Origin of the sequence: Curtobacterium sp. MCLR17_059 (genome assembly GCF_003234665.1) — a bacterium.
GTDB lineage: Bacteria > Actinomycetota > Actinomycetes > Actinomycetales > Microbacteriaceae > Curtobacterium > Curtobacterium flaccumfaciens.
Map to the genome: position 1 here is coordinate 693782 of NZ_QKSU01000001.1, position 12597 is coordinate 706378.

At 72.6% G+C, this 12597-nt stretch carries 12 protein-coding genes; 9 read left to right on the plus strand and 3 right to left on the minus strand.

The features are described from left to right. The first annotated feature begins 5 nt into the window (after positions 1–5). From DEJ12_RS03475 to DEJ12_RS03485, 3 genes are read left to right on the plus strand one after another with little or no spacing between them, the layout of a single operon-like run. Positions 6–1010 (plus strand): ABC transporter permease subunit, encoded by a 1005-nt coding sequence (locus DEJ12_RS03475; protein ID WP_258370508.1) that lies wholly within the window; start codon positions 6–8, stop codon positions 1008–1010. Further along, the gene (locus tag DEJ12_RS03480) at positions 1007–1921 is read left to right on the plus strand and encodes an ABC transporter permease (protein ID WP_111029032.1); all 915 of its coding nucleotides are present in this window, start codon (positions 1007–1009) and stop codon (positions 1919–1921) included. The genes DEJ12_RS03475 and DEJ12_RS03480 overlap by 4 nt, the downstream gene beginning before the upstream one ends. Then, a complete protein-coding gene (locus tag DEJ12_RS03485; protein ID WP_111029033.1) occupies positions 1918–2988 on the plus strand; it encodes an ABC transporter ATP-binding protein in 1071 nt (356 codons plus the stop codon). The genes DEJ12_RS03480 and DEJ12_RS03485 overlap by 4 nt, the downstream gene beginning before the upstream one ends. Positions 2989–3166: 178 nt before the next feature. On the opposite strand, the gene DEJ12_RS03490 is transcribed toward DEJ12_RS03485, so the two are convergent. Then, complete coding sequence (locus DEJ12_RS03490; RefSeq protein WP_017888122.1) at positions 3167–3646, minus strand: NUDIX domain-containing protein; 480 nt, start codon at positions 3644–3646, stop codon at positions 3167–3169. Between the two features lie 60 nt (positions 3647–3706). Here DEJ12_RS03490 and nagB point away from each other — a divergent pair, with 60 nt between their 5' ends. After that, positions 3707–4492 carry a glucosamine-6-phosphate deaminase gene (gene nagB / locus DEJ12_RS03495; protein WP_111029034.1) on the plus strand — a complete coding sequence of 262 codons (786 nt, stop codon included), beginning with the start codon at positions 3707–3709 and terminating at the stop codon, positions 4490–4492. Positions 4493–4507: 15 nt separating this feature from the next. On the opposite strand, the gene DEJ12_RS03500 is transcribed toward nagB, so the two are convergent. Further along, complete coding sequence (locus tag DEJ12_RS03500) at positions 4508–5683, minus strand: MalY/PatB family protein (protein WP_111029035.1); 1176 nt, start codon at positions 5681–5683, stop codon at positions 4508–4510. Positions 5684–5727: 44 nt separating this feature from the next. Next, on the minus strand, positions 5728–6300 hold the full coding sequence (locus DEJ12_RS03505) for a TetR/AcrR family transcriptional regulator (protein ID WP_111029036.1): 573 nt from the start codon (positions 6298–6300) through the stop codon (positions 5728–5730). 77 nt (positions 6301–6377) lie between these two features. Between DEJ12_RS03505 and DEJ12_RS03510 the strand changes: the two genes are divergently transcribed. The 5 genes from DEJ12_RS03510 to DEJ12_RS03530 all read left to right on the plus strand — a co-directional run bounded on the left by DEJ12_RS03510 (position 6378) and on the right by DEJ12_RS03530 (position 12574). Continuing rightward, positions 6378–7268, plus strand: coding sequence for an SDR family NAD(P)-dependent oxidoreductase (locus DEJ12_RS03510; protein ID WP_111029037.1), 891 nt, complete (start codon positions 6378–6380; stop codon positions 7266–7268). A 97-nt stretch (positions 7269–7365) separates the two neighbouring features. Beyond that, positions 7366–9813: a GH92 family glycosyl hydrolase gene (locus DEJ12_RS03515; protein ID WP_258370509.1), complete on the plus strand. Its 2448-nt coding sequence runs from the start codon at positions 7366–7368 to the stop codon at positions 9811–9813. A 67-nt stretch (positions 9814–9880) separates the two neighbouring features. Further along, the gene (locus DEJ12_RS03520) at positions 9881–10159 is read left to right on the plus strand and encodes a hypothetical protein (RefSeq protein WP_111029039.1); all 279 of its coding nucleotides are present in this window, start codon (positions 9881–9883) and stop codon (positions 10157–10159) included. Then, positions 10156–12027, plus strand: coding sequence for an alpha/beta hydrolase (locus DEJ12_RS03525; protein ID WP_111029040.1), 1872 nt, complete (start codon positions 10156–10158; stop codon positions 12025–12027). The genes DEJ12_RS03520 and DEJ12_RS03525 overlap by 4 nt, the downstream gene beginning before the upstream one ends. Next, the gene (locus DEJ12_RS03530) at positions 12011–12574 is read left to right on the plus strand and encodes a hypothetical protein (RefSeq protein WP_258370510.1); all 564 of its coding nucleotides are present in this window, start codon (positions 12011–12013) and stop codon (positions 12572–12574) included. Before DEJ12_RS03525 ends, DEJ12_RS03530 begins: the two co-directional genes overlap by 17 nt. Positions 12575–12597: the final 23 nt, after the last annotated feature.

Consider the following 12597-nt stretch of genomic DNA (forward strand, 5'->3'; position numbering starts at 1 on the left):
GCAGCATGACCACCGCATCGGCAGACGCGCCCGCGGCGAGCGGCGCAGCCGCGACCGACGCCGCACCGGCGACGAGCGCGACGAGCGCGACGAGCCCCGTGCGCCCGACGTCCGCACGAGCGTCCACCGATGCCGTCCGACGCGGCGCCGGACCCCGTGTCCGGCGCCGCGTCGGCCTCGCCTGGCTGGGGCTGACGCCCTTCGCCGCCTACGTCCTGCTGTTCCTCGCGGTCCCCGCCGTGATCGCGATCGGCAGTGGCTTCTTCGACGGCTCCGGAGCGTTCACGTTCGCGAACCTCGCGGCCTTCGCCGACCCGTCCGTGCTGCGGGCGTTCGGCGGGTCGTTCGGCCTGTCCGCCGCCTCCGCGGTCATCGGTGCCGTGCTCGGCGCGGTCGTCTGCTGGGCGCTCTCGGCACTGCGGCCGGACGGACTGGTCCGGTCGATGATCGACTCGGCCGCGAGCGTCCTCGCCCAGTTCGGCGGCGTCATGCTCGCGTTCGCGTTCATCGCCACGATCGGTGTGCAGGGCCTCGTCACGACGTGGTTGGTGACGGTCTTCCACGTCGACCTCAACGCGGACGGCGCCTTCCTGTACACGGTGCCCGGGCTCGTGATCCCCTACGTCTACTTCCAGGTGCCGCTCATGGTCCTCACGTTCATGCCCGCACTCGAGGGCGTCAAGGCCCAGTGGGGCGAGGCCGCCGCGACCCTCGGGGCCTCGCGCCTGACGTACTGGCGCCGGATCGCGTTGCCGGTCCTGGCGCCGGCGTTCTGGGGGTCGCTCCTGCTGCTCTTCGCGAACGGCTTCTCGTCGTTCGCCACCGCCGCGGCCCTCATCTCGCAGGGCGGCATCGTGCCGCTGACGATCCGCACGCAGCTCACCAGCGAGACGCTCGCCGGCCTGCAGAACGTCGCCGGGGTGCTCGCCTTCGGCATGGTCGTCGTGATGGCGGTCGTGATGGGCGCGTACTCGCTGCTGCAGCGCCGTGCCGCACGGTGGCAGCGATGAGCGCGGCGGCCCCGGTCCGTCCGGTCCGCCCGGCGCAGCCGGTTCGGCTCGGAGGCCCGTCCCGCGTCCGCCGCTTCGGCACGGCCCCGTCCCGTGGTGCGGCAGCGATCGTGCTCACCGTGATCGGGCTCCTGTTCGCCGTGCCGCTGGTCGCCCTGCTGCAGTTCACCTTCCGGCAGGGCACCGACGGCGGGCTCACCTTCGCGCACTGGGCGGCGATCGGTGACCCGGCCAACGCGTTCACCTACCAGCCGGTGTTCGACGGGCTCGGGGCGTCGCTGCTCATCGCCGTGATCACCGTCGGGATCGTGCTGCTCGTCCTGCTGCCCGCCCAGATCATCACCGCGCTCCGCTACCCCAGGCTCCGGAGCGTCCTGGAGTTCGTCTGCATCGTGCCGATCACCGTGCCGGTCGTGGTGCTCGTCGTCGGGTTCATCCCCGTGTACCAGGTCGTCTCGCAGGTCTTCGGGTCCGGCTCCTGGACGCTGGCGTTCGCGATCGGCATCATCACGCTGCCGTTCGCGTTCCGCCCGATCGCCGCCGCCATCACCGCGACGGACCTGATCGTCCTGTCCGAGGCGGCCCGGTCGCTCGGTGCCTCGTGGTGGACCGTCACCTGGCGCGTGCTCCTGCCGAACCTGCGTCGGGGCATCACCGCCGCGTGCTTCCTCACGATCACCGTGGTCCTCGGCGAGTACACCCTCGCCGCGTTCCTCTCCCGCAGCACGTTCCAGACCGGGCTCGTGCTCGTGCAGGGGACCGACCCGTACGTCGCCGCGATCTTCTCGGTCGCCGCACTCGCGTTCGGCTTCGTGCTGCTCGTCCTCATCGGCCGCATCGGAACCCGTCGCACGGGCCGCGTCCGCCGCACCCGCACCACCCGTCGTCCCCGCCTCGAGGAGTCCGCATGACCGTCACCGCTCCGGCAGCCCCGGCGTCGCTCGCCACCACCGGTGCCGTCGTCGAACTCCACGCCGTCGAGAAGCACTACGGCGCACACCGTGCACTCGCGGGACTGTCGCTCCGCGTCGAGCCGGGGGAGTTCGTGTCACTGCTCGGCCCATCCGGTTGCGGCAAGACGACGGCGCTCCGCGCGCTGGCGGGCCTTGAGGCCATCGACGCCGGCTCGATCCGCATCGACGGCCAGGACGTCGCCGACACCCCGGTCAACAAGCGCGACATCGGCATGGTGTTCCAGCAGTACTCGCTGTTCCCGCACATGACGGTCCGGCAGAACGTCGCCTTCGGCCTCGAGATGCGCCGGGTCCCCGCCGCCGAGCGCAAGAGCCGCGTGGTCGAGGCCCTCGACATGGTCCGCCTCGGCGAGTTCGCCGAGCGGTACCCGCACCAGCTCTCCGGCGGACAGCAGCAGCGCGTCGCCCTGGCCCGCGCCCTGGTCACCCGCCCCCGGGTGCTCCTGCTCGACGAGCCGCTGTCGGCCCTCGACGCGAAGGTCCGGGTCTCGCTGCGCGACGAGATCCGCCGCATCCAGAGCGACCTCGGCATCACCACGGTGTTCGTGACGCACGACCAAGAGGAGGCGCTCGCCGTCTCCGACCGGATCGCCGTGATGCAGGCGGGCGACGTCGAGCAGGTCGGCACGCCCGAAGAGCTCTACCGCACCCCGTCGTCGGCGTTCACGGCGGACTTCGTCGGCCAGTCGAACCGGCTGCAGGGCGACCTGCGCGGGGGCGACGTCTTCGTGTACGGCTTCAGGGTGCCGGCCCTCGACTCCTCGGCTCCGGACGGGCCGGTGCTCGCCTACGTCCGGCCGGAGGACATCGCCTTCGCCCCGGAGGGCATCACCGGCACCGTCGTCACCTCGAGCTTCCTCGGGTCGATCCGCCGCACCACCGTCCGCCTGGACGACGACACCGTCGTGACCGTCCAGCACGAGGTCGGCGACCGCCGGGCCACCGGCGACCCCGTCGCCGTGCGCCTGCTCGGCGCACCGGTCGCGGTCGCGCCGCTCGCGTAGCTCCCCCCCCCCCCCCCGCGAAAGCGACAGATCGCGCTCGCGACCGCGCTCACCGTCGCGAAAGCGACAGATGGGCGCGGATGCTTCGCGGACTTCTGTCGCTTTGGCGGGGTGGGCGCGACCGACGGCGGACGGGAGGCCCGTGGCGGCCTGGCACCGCGCCTCCAGACCGGTGGGGTCAGCGCTGGAAGCGCGCCTCGCGCTCGTCGGCCAGCCCTGCCTCGACGCGTGCCCGCATGTTCTCCGACATGTCGGGCAGGGCGTCGAGCCGAGCCCAGAACGCCTCGGTGTTCTCGCCGTCGGCGGGGTTCGGCGTGCCGGAGACGTACCGGCAGGCGAAGACGAGGTCGAGGTACTGCGACCGGTCGCCGTTCGGGTAGGTCATCTCGGGCAGCACCTGCACCCAGGCCAGGCGTTCGGCGACGGCGACGACGTCGGCTTCCTCGAGGACCTCGCGTTCGGCGGCGACGGCGGGTTCCTCGCCCGGGTCGACGATCCCGGTGACCGGGGTGTACGCGCCCGTGTCGGCACGCCGCACCACGAGCAGTTCGCGATCGGCGCCGGAGCCGCGGGTCACGATGGCGCTCACGCCCGACAGCCAGAGCGGCGCCGTGCCGATCTTCTCGCGCAGGGACAGGACGAAGTCGGGGGTCGGCATGCCTCCACGCTACCCACACGGCCCCTGTCGCAGACTGGTCATGACCAGTAGGCTTGCCGTGTGGAGATCATCATCCTGCCCACGCCGGACGAGGTCGGTCGCGTCGCCGCGGCCAAGATCGCGTCCGTCGTCGCCAAGAAGCCGTCCGCCGTCATCGGTCTCGCCACCGGATCCAGCCCGCAGGGCATCTACGCCGACCTGCAGCGCCGGGTGCAGGCTGGTGAGATCTCGTTCGCCGAGGCTCGTGGGTTCGCCCTCGACGAGTACGTCGGCATCCCGCTCGAGCACCCCGAGTCGTACGCGGCCGTGATCGCCCGCGACGTGGTGGCACCGCTCGGATTCGACGCCTCGCGCGTGCGGGTGCCGGACGGCCGTGCCGCCGACCTGGAGTTCGCGGCCAAGGAGTACGACGCCGCGATCCGTGCCGCGGGCGGGATCGACGTGCAGATCCTCGGCATCGGGGCCAACGGCCACATCGGGTTCAACGAGCCGACGTCGTCGTTCGCCTCGCGTACGCGCATCAAGACCCTCGCGCCGTCGACCCGTGACGCCAACGCGCGCTTCTTCGACTCGCCCGAGCAGGTCCCGACGCACTGCATGACGCAGGGGCTCGGCACCATCCTCGAGGCCCGCGAGCTCGTCCTCGTCGCCCAGGGCCCGTCGAAGGCGGCCGCTGTCGCCGCTGCGATCGAGGGGCCGCTCAGCTCCTTCGTGCCCGGTTCGGCCCTGCAGCTGCACGAGCATGCGACCGTCGTCGTCGACGAGGAAGCCGCCGCCGGGCTGCAGCTCGCCGACTACTACCGCTACACGTACGCGAACAAGCCGGCCTGGCAGCGGTTCGAGTAGGCGCTGGGCTCGGGTTCAGGCGCGCGCGGCTGCGGCGAGGCGGCTGAGTCCCTCGTCGAGGGTCTCCGCCGAGCAGCCGAAGTTCAGCCGCGCGAAGCCCCGGCCCTGCCGTCCGAAGGCCGGGCCGGAGCCGAGCGCCACCTTCGCCCGGTCGACGAGCTCCGCCGCGGGGTCGTCGCCCCACGGCAGCGCCCGCAGGTCGAGCCACGCCAGGTACGACGCCTGCGGCTGCCGGTACTCGCCGCCGGGCAGCACGTCGCCGATCCGTTCGGCCAGGGTGCGCCGGTTCGCCGCGAGCTCGGTGAGCAGTGACGCCAGCCACGGCTCGCCCTCGCTGAAGGCGGCGACGCTCGCCGTGTAGCCGAGGATGCCGGTGCGCTCGACGACCTCGGTCGGCAGTCCGTCGAACCAGGCGCGGGCCTGCTCCGAGGCGCCGATCATCATCGCGCACTTCGTGCCGGCGAGGTTCCAGGCCTTGCTCGCACTCGTCAGGGCGACGCCGAGCGACGCGGCCTCGGGGCATGACTCCAGGAACGGCGTGAACACCGCGTCGGCGTGCACGAGCGGCGCGTGGATCTCGTCCGACACCACGACGGCGTCCCACTCGGCGGCCAGCTTCGCGAGTGCGACGAGCGACGCGCGGTCGTGCACCAGGCCGAGGGGGTTGTGCGGGTTGCAGAGCAGCACCGTGCGGGCTCCGTCGGCGAACGCCTGTGCGATGCCGTCCAGGTCCATCTGCCAGCCGGCCGTGGTGTCGAAGGGGTCGGCCGGGCCTGCGGGGGCGAGCAGCGGGACCTCGGTGACGGTGCCGCCGGCCTCGGACACGTACTCCCAGAACGGCGGGTACACGGGCGGCATGATGACGACCTGGTCGCCCGGCTCGATGACCCGGCGCAGCACCTCGACCGCCGCGACCGACACGTCCGTGGTGGTGCGGACGAGGTCGGGGTCGACCCGCCATGCCCACCGGCTCTCGGCGAAGTCGGCGAACGCCTCGGGCAGGGCCCGTCCGTGCCCGACGTACCCGGTGTCGCCGTTCGTCACCGCCGTGACCAGGGCGTCGCGGATCGGTTCGGCGAGCATGCTGTCCATCTCGGCGACGAACATGGGGAGCACGTCCGGCGGGTAGGCCGTGTACTTCTCGCTCGTGCGGGACCGGTACGCATCGAAGACGGACACCATGACGCTCATGCGCCCATCCTGACAGCGAGGCACGCGGGGCGCGAGAGCGGTGGTCAGGCCGGGCGGAGGCCCGCCAGCAGCACCTCGACGTAGCGCTCGCGGTCGTGCACCCGGGAGCCACCCGCCACGGCGGCCACCCGCATCCCGCACAGCAGCCGTCGCAGGTCGTCCGCGTCGACGTCGGCACGCACGAGCCCCTCGGCCCGTGCCCGTGCGAGCAACGCGTCGACGGACTCGACCAGGTCGCCCGCGAGCGCCGCGGTGTCAGCGCACGAGAACCCGCCGTTCGTCAGCAGGTCACCGAGGGCCGCGTCGTCGACCATGCTCCGGAACGCAGCCGTCACGACCCCCCGGAGCGCGTCCACCGCGTCGGGCAGCGCGACGGCGACACGGACGAGGTCGAGCATGTCCTCGAGCGCGTCGATCGCGAGCGCCTCGAGCAGGTGCTGCTGCGACGGGAAGTGCCGGTAGGCGGTCCCGACACCCATGCCGGCCTCGTGCGCGACGGCGTTGAGGAGCGGCTGCTCGCCCCGCTTGAGGAACGACCGGGCGACGTCGAGCAGCGCGGTCCGGTTGCGTTGCGCATCGGAGCGCAGCGCTTCGGGTCGGGCCATCGCGATCGTCATACGGACACTCTATCCGCTTGTGCTAGCGTTCCGGATGGATCATCCGATTCCGGACGACGACTGAGCAGGAGACGACCATGGACACCTTCGAGTGGGAACCGTCCGCGATGCCCGACCAGCGCGGCCGGACCGTGGTGGTCACCGGCGCGACCGGCGGACTCGGGCTGGTGGTCGCGACCCGACTCGCAGCCGCCGGAGCACGCGTCATCGCGGCGGTCCGCAACCCCGACAAGGCGGCTCGCGTCCTGCCCGTCGGCCTGGAGGCGCGGGTCGTCGACACCGCGTCGGTCGCCTCGGTCACGGCGTTCGCCCGGCAGCTCGCGGCGGACGGCATCGTCGTGGACGCCCTCGTCAACAACGCCGGCGCGACGCTGGGCGCGTTCGGGTTGACCGACGAGGGCATCGAACGCACCTGGGCCACCAACGTCGTCGGGCCGGCCGTGCTCGCCGACGCGATGCTCCCGGTGCTCGGCGGACCGTCGCCCCGGGTCGTGCTCGTCGGGTCGAACCTGTCGCAGCGCACCCGCCGCGTGCCCGCACCGGGCGGGGTGGACGATCCGAGTGACTACTCCCAGCTCGCCGTGTACACCGACTCGAAGACGGCGGCGACGGCGCTCGCGGTCGACCTCGGTGAGCGGCTCCGCGCGGCCGGCTCGGACGTCCGCTCGGTCATCGCACACCCCGGCATCGCGGCGACGGGGATGAACGACCAGGCCGAGACCCTCGCGCAGCGCCTCGGCGGCGTGATCGCGCGCAGCATGGCCCGGACCGCGGAGGACGGCGCTCGCTCGACGCTCTGGTCGGCCACCGCGCCGGACGTCGCCGAGGGGGTGTTCGTCGGGCCGGCGCTGCGTCGGGGTGACCGGCGACTGCACGTCGTGCCCGTCCGCGGGGCCGCCGCGGATCCGGTGTTCCGGCAGCGGGTCCGCACCTTCGTCGACGAGGTCGCCGCCCGCACCGTCGTCTGACCGAGGCCGGGCCCGACGCCGAACCCGACGTGAACAGCGGGAGAGCGGTCGGTGACGCAGGCGGCGTCCCCCGTCCGAGGGGGCTAGCGTCACCGATGTGAACCGATCTCGCGTGCACCGTCGCCCGCTCGTCCGTCCGCTCCCGCTCGCCGCGGTGGCCACGATCGCCGCACTGTTGGGCACGGCGATCGTCGCCGCGCCGGCCGTGGCCACGCCCTCGACGCAGGCCGGGCGCACCGTCAGCGATCCCGCGCGGTACGTCGACCCCTTCATCGGCACGAGCAACAACGGCAACACCTGGCCCGGGGCCACCGCGCCGTTCGGCATGATGCAGTGGAGCCCCACGGGCACCGCGGGCGACCAGACGTCGACCCCGGTCGCGAACGGCTACTCGTACGACGTGAACCGGCTGCGCGGCTTCAGCCTGACGCACCTGAACGGTGCCGGGTGTGCTCCCGGGGCTGCCGGTGACGTGCCGATCATGCCGGTCACGACCCCGGTCACGACCTCGCCGTCCGCCGACTCGAAGGACGCCGTCTACGCCGCCGGGTACTCCCACGACCAGGAGTCCGCGAGCCCCGGCCGCTACGGCGTCACGCTCGACAACGGCGTCCGCACCGACCTGGCCGTGACCACCCGCGCTGGCGTCGGTGCGTTCACGTTCCCGGCCGGCAAGGACGCGAACCTGCTCTTCCGCACGTCGAACTCGATCAACGGCAGCGAGGCCGCGATCACCCGCGTCGACCCCCGCACCCGCACGGTCAGCGGCAGCGTCCTGACCGGCGGCTTCTGCAGCCGCCGCGCGAACGGCGGCGGCGCCACCAACCCGGACCGCCGCAGCTACTACCGCCTCTACTTCACCGCGACCTTCGACACGGCGTTCGCGAGCACCGGCACCTGGAAGGACGGCACGGTCCAGCCTGGAGGCACGTCCTCCTCCGGTGGGGAGGGGTACCTGACCGGCGCCGACCGCGCCGGACGCGGCTCCGGCGCGTGGGTCGGGTTCGATGCGCGTCGCGGAGCGACGGTGCAGGCGAAGATCGGCATCTCGTACGTGAGCGCAGCCGGTGCGGTCGCCAACCGTGACGGCGAGGTGACCAAGCGCTCGACCGTCGCCAGCGTGGCGGCCGGCACACGGGCCTCCTGGAACCGTGAACTGTCGCGCCTGCGCGTCGGTGGCGGCACGGCGGACCGGACCACCCAGCTGTACACGTCGGTCTACCACGCACTGATGCAGCCGAACACGCTGAACGACCGCGACGGTCGTTACCTGGGCCCGGACCTGCGGGTGCACCGGATGGACCGCGGACACCGGGCCGTCTACGGCACGTACTCCGGGTGGGACCAGTACCGGGCGCAGATCCAGCTGCTGGCCTTGCTGCGGCCGGACGTCGCCGGGGACATGGCGCAGTCGATGCTGCGGTTCGCCGAGCAGAACGGCGGCGTGTGGGACCGGTGGCTGCACCTCGGAGCGCCGACGCACGTGATGACCGGCGACCCCTCGGCCGCGACGCTCGCCACCTGGTACGCCATGGGCGTCCGGAACTTCGACGTCCGGGCCGCCTACGCCTCGCTCAAGCACCAGGCGACGGTCGAGAACGCGGACGCCGAGAGCGACATCGGGTGCCCGGGGCAGTGCCTGGCGCAGCGGCCCGCACTCGACGAGTACCTGGAGCGGCAGTACGCGGCGAACGACGACTGCTCGTGCTGGGGTGGTGCGGCCGAGACCCTCGAGGACTCGATCTCCGACAGCGCGCTCGGGTACTGGGCGGGTTCGCTCGGGCTGCGCTCGGATGCCCGGATGTTCGCGGAGCGTGGGTCCTACTGGAAGAACACCTTCAACGCCGCCGTCGGCTACCAGGCTGCTCGTCAGGCCGACGGATCGTGGACGCCGGACTGGTCGCCCTCGACCGGCACCGGGTTCGCGCAGGGCACGAGCGCGCAGTACACCTGGCTCGTGCCGCAGGACGTGCAGGGACTGTCGAGCGCGCTCGGCGGTGACGACGCCACGGTCGCACGGCTCGACGACTTCTTCCACGACAGCACCGGTGCGTTCGCGGTGACCGGTGGCGACGCCACGAAGTTCGACCCGACGAACGAGCCCGACATCCACACGCCGTGGATGTACAACGCGCTCGGCAAGCCCTGGAAGACGCAGGAGACCGTGCGGCAGGTCGTGGACGAGGCCTACTCGACCGGCCCTGGCGGCCTGCCGGGCAACGACGACCTCGGCACGATGAGCGCCTGGTACGTCTTCGCCTCGATCGGCTTGTTCCCGCAGACGCCCGGGCGAGCGGAGATGCTCATCGGCAGCCCGACGTTCAGCACGGTCGACATCCGGCGCTCGAGCGGCGAGCGGATCGTCATCCGGTCCTCGGGGACCGAGCCGTACGTGCAGAGCGCCCGGTTGAACGGGTGGACGCACGAGCGGTCCTGGGTGCCGGCGTCGTTCGTGACGCGGGGCGGCACGTTGTCGCTGCGGGTCGGGGACACGGCGGACACGGGCTGGGCGAGCGGCGAGCGGGGGCGCCCGATCGACCGCTGAACCCCGCTTGACACACCGTACTTCAGCGGTGATATGTTGACCTCCTCGGGGAACACGAGGGGGCACCATGGGGGATCTGACGGTCGACCTGCCGACCATGCAGGCGGTCGCACGAGCGGCGGGGCAGGCGGTCACCGACCTCCGCTCTGAGCGCCCGTTGTCCGGTTCGGACGGCGGCGCGTTCGGCTCGGGGGCTGTCGAGTCCGCGTTCGTCGCGTCGGCCAGGGCGCACGACGCGATGATCCGTTCCCTCGGTGACGACGCGGACACGCTGCGCGAGTACGTGACCGCCGCCGCCGAAGCGGTCCTGCGTGCGGATGCCGACCTCGCCCGGCGGGTCCGGTGAGCGCGGACCCGGTCGCGGGCGACCCGGACGGCATCCAGCGGATCGCCCGTCGGCACGACGACCACTCGGACGCGGTCCGTGACGGCGCCCGGCACGTGCTCGTCGCCGCGGAGCACGCGGCGTCCGGCTGGGCGGGGCGGGCGCAACAGCGGTTCCTCGTGACGGCGGCGGCGATGCCGGCGAGTGCCCAGCGCGTCGCGGCGCGGCTGGACGCGGCGTCGGCCGCACTCGCCACCTACGCACGCCAGGTGCGGGAGATCCAGGACGACGCCGCGAGCCTGCAGACGACCCGGCGGAACACCGCGGACGACATCGCGGCCAACCAGCGGGCGATCCGCGATGCCACCGTGGTGGCGTCCGGACCGGATGCGGTCGAGTCGGACCGTGCGCTCCTGCAGCAGCTGGAGCGCAGCGGCGAGTGGTTGGCAGCGCTGGACGCTCGGCTGACGGCGCAGTGGGACGAGCTCGTCGCCCGCCGAGCCGCAGCCGACCGAGCGGCGGCCTCCGCGCTCGAGGACCGGTCGGTGCTCGGCAAGCTGGTCTCCGCCACGGTCGTGTCCGCGATGAGCGACGGGCAGTTCCTCACCTGGCTCGGCACCCTCGACCCGGAGACCGTCGCCGCGCTCGGTGATGACGCACGGGTCGCCGAGCGGCTCGCCGGACTCGACCCTGCGCAGGTGGCCGGGTGGTGGCAGGCGATGTCGGGCGTCGACGGTGCGCCGTCCGCGGTCCAGCGGGCGTTCGTCGCGGCGATGCCGGCGGTCATCGGCAACCTGGCCGGTGTCGCCTCCTGGGCGCGGGCACGGGCGAACACGACGGTGTTGGCTGACCGGCTCGCTCACGCCCGCAAGCAGGTCCGCCACTGGCGTGGGCGGCACGACGCGGCCCGGAACCCGGCCGAAGCGGCGACGGCACGGGAGCAGCTGCTCGTCTGGGAACGGCAGCGCGACGCCTACCGGAACATCCAGGACACCCTCGCCACGACACCGGTCTCGCTGGTGGCACTCGTCGACGACCGTCCCCCGCTCGCGCAGATCGTCGCGGGTGACCTCGACCGTGCCACGCACGTCAGCGTCATCGTGCCGGGCATGAACACCGCGACGTACCAGGACGGCACGGTGCAGGACTACGGAGCGATCGCCATCGGCATGCGTGCTGCGCAGGTTCGGGTGTCCGGTGCCCGCGCGGGCGACGTGGCCGTCCTGTCCTGGATCGGCTACCACCCGCCGATGGCCGACGACCCGTCGTTCCGGTCCGTCCTGGCGAACGACCGCGCGCGAGCGGGTGCCGAGCGACTCGTCGCCGACCTCGACGGGTTCCACGCGGCACGAGCGGCCGCCGGGCGGGACGCCGACCTGACCGTCATGGGGCACTCCTACGGGACGACCGTGGCGACCATCGCCCTGACGGAGACCCACGCCGACCACGTGGTGCTGCTCGGCTCGGCCGGTGTGACGGACGCCGTACCGAACGCGTCCATGCTGCACGTGCCCGAGGGGCAGGTCTTCGCCAGCCAGGGCGCGAAGGACGGCTGGGCCGTCACCGGGCAGAACCTGTCCGGTCGGCGTGACCCGACCGAGTCCACGTGGGACGCGCACGCGTTCAGCTCCGAGACCGAGGGCCGTGGGTCGGACACCCTGCACGGCGTCACCCGCCACGGGCCGTACGACGGCGATGACGACGACGGCCGGTACTCGTACTTCGACAACGGGACCACCGCCCAGCACAACGCTGCACGAGCGGCGATGGGACACGGGGACGAGATCCCGGAGCGAGGCCGCCCCTTCGACCGGATGCGGCAGCAGACCAAGGACGACTGGCTCATGTACGGCTGGCAGACCGGGGGCACCGGTGACCCGACGCTCTGAACGGTCGTGGGCGGCACTCGCCGGAGCCCTGGTGGTCACCGCACTCCTGACCGGGTGCACCGGCCCCGCCCCGGACTCCCCGATGCAGAAGGACACGTCGATGAACGTCGAACAGTCGCACCAGGACGTCCTGGACATCTTCGCCGCCGTGCGCTCGGTCGTCGGGCAGGACGGCTGGGGCGACGACGAACCCGCGTGGTTCATCTGCGGCACCGGCGACCAGGAAGCCGCCCAGTACTCGTACTCGGCCGCACGCAGGCTCCCGCTCCCGGGCACGCCCGACCAGGTCGCCCAGCGCGTCACGAAGGCGCTCGCTGCGATCGGGTACGACGGAGCCCGCGTGCAGCACGACGACACGCTGACGCCCGAGCGCACCGTCGTCAGCTACCCGAACGGCTACCTCGGTGGGACGGCAGGGGACGGTTTCGCCGTCCTGTTCCAGGCGTACGAGTCCCATGCGGACGTGTCCATCTACGGGCACTGCGTCCCGGGCCGGGCCCCACGGTTCGGTGAGCCCCTCAACCCCCGCCCGACCGACCTACCGTGACGTGTCCGAGCGAGCCGTGCGTG

Excerpts from the sequence above, each read along its gene's own strand:
- DEJ12_RS03475 (WP_258370508.1), top strand. The coding sequence starts at position 6 with ATGACCACCGCATCGGCAGACGCGCCCGCGGCGAGCGGCGCAGCCGCG.
- DEJ12_RS03480 (WP_111029032.1), top strand. The coding sequence starts at position 1,007 with ATGAGCGCGGCGGCCCCGGTCCGTCCGGTCCGCCCGGCGCAGCCGGTT.
- DEJ12_RS03485 (WP_111029033.1), top strand. The coding sequence starts at position 1,918 with ATGACCGTCACCGCTCCGGCAGCCCCGGCGTCGCTCGCCACCACCGGT.
- DEJ12_RS03490 (WP_017888122.1), bottom strand. The coding sequence starts at position 3,646 with ATGCCGACCCCCGACTTCGTCCTGTCCCTGCGCGAGAAGATCGGCACG.
- DEJ12_RS03500 (WP_111029035.1), bottom strand. The coding sequence starts at position 5,683 with ATGAGCGTCATGGTGTCCGTCTTCGATGCGTACCGGTCCCGCACGAGC.
- DEJ12_RS03505 (WP_111029036.1), bottom strand. The coding sequence starts at position 6,300 with ATGACGATCGCGATGGCCCGACCCGAAGCGCTGCGCTCCGATGCGCAA.
- DEJ12_RS03510 (WP_111029037.1), top strand. The coding sequence starts at position 6,378 with ATGGACACCTTCGAGTGGGAACCGTCCGCGATGCCCGACCAGCGCGGC.
- DEJ12_RS03520 (WP_111029039.1), top strand. The coding sequence starts at position 9,881 with ATGGGGGATCTGACGGTCGACCTGCCGACCATGCAGGCGGTCGCACGA.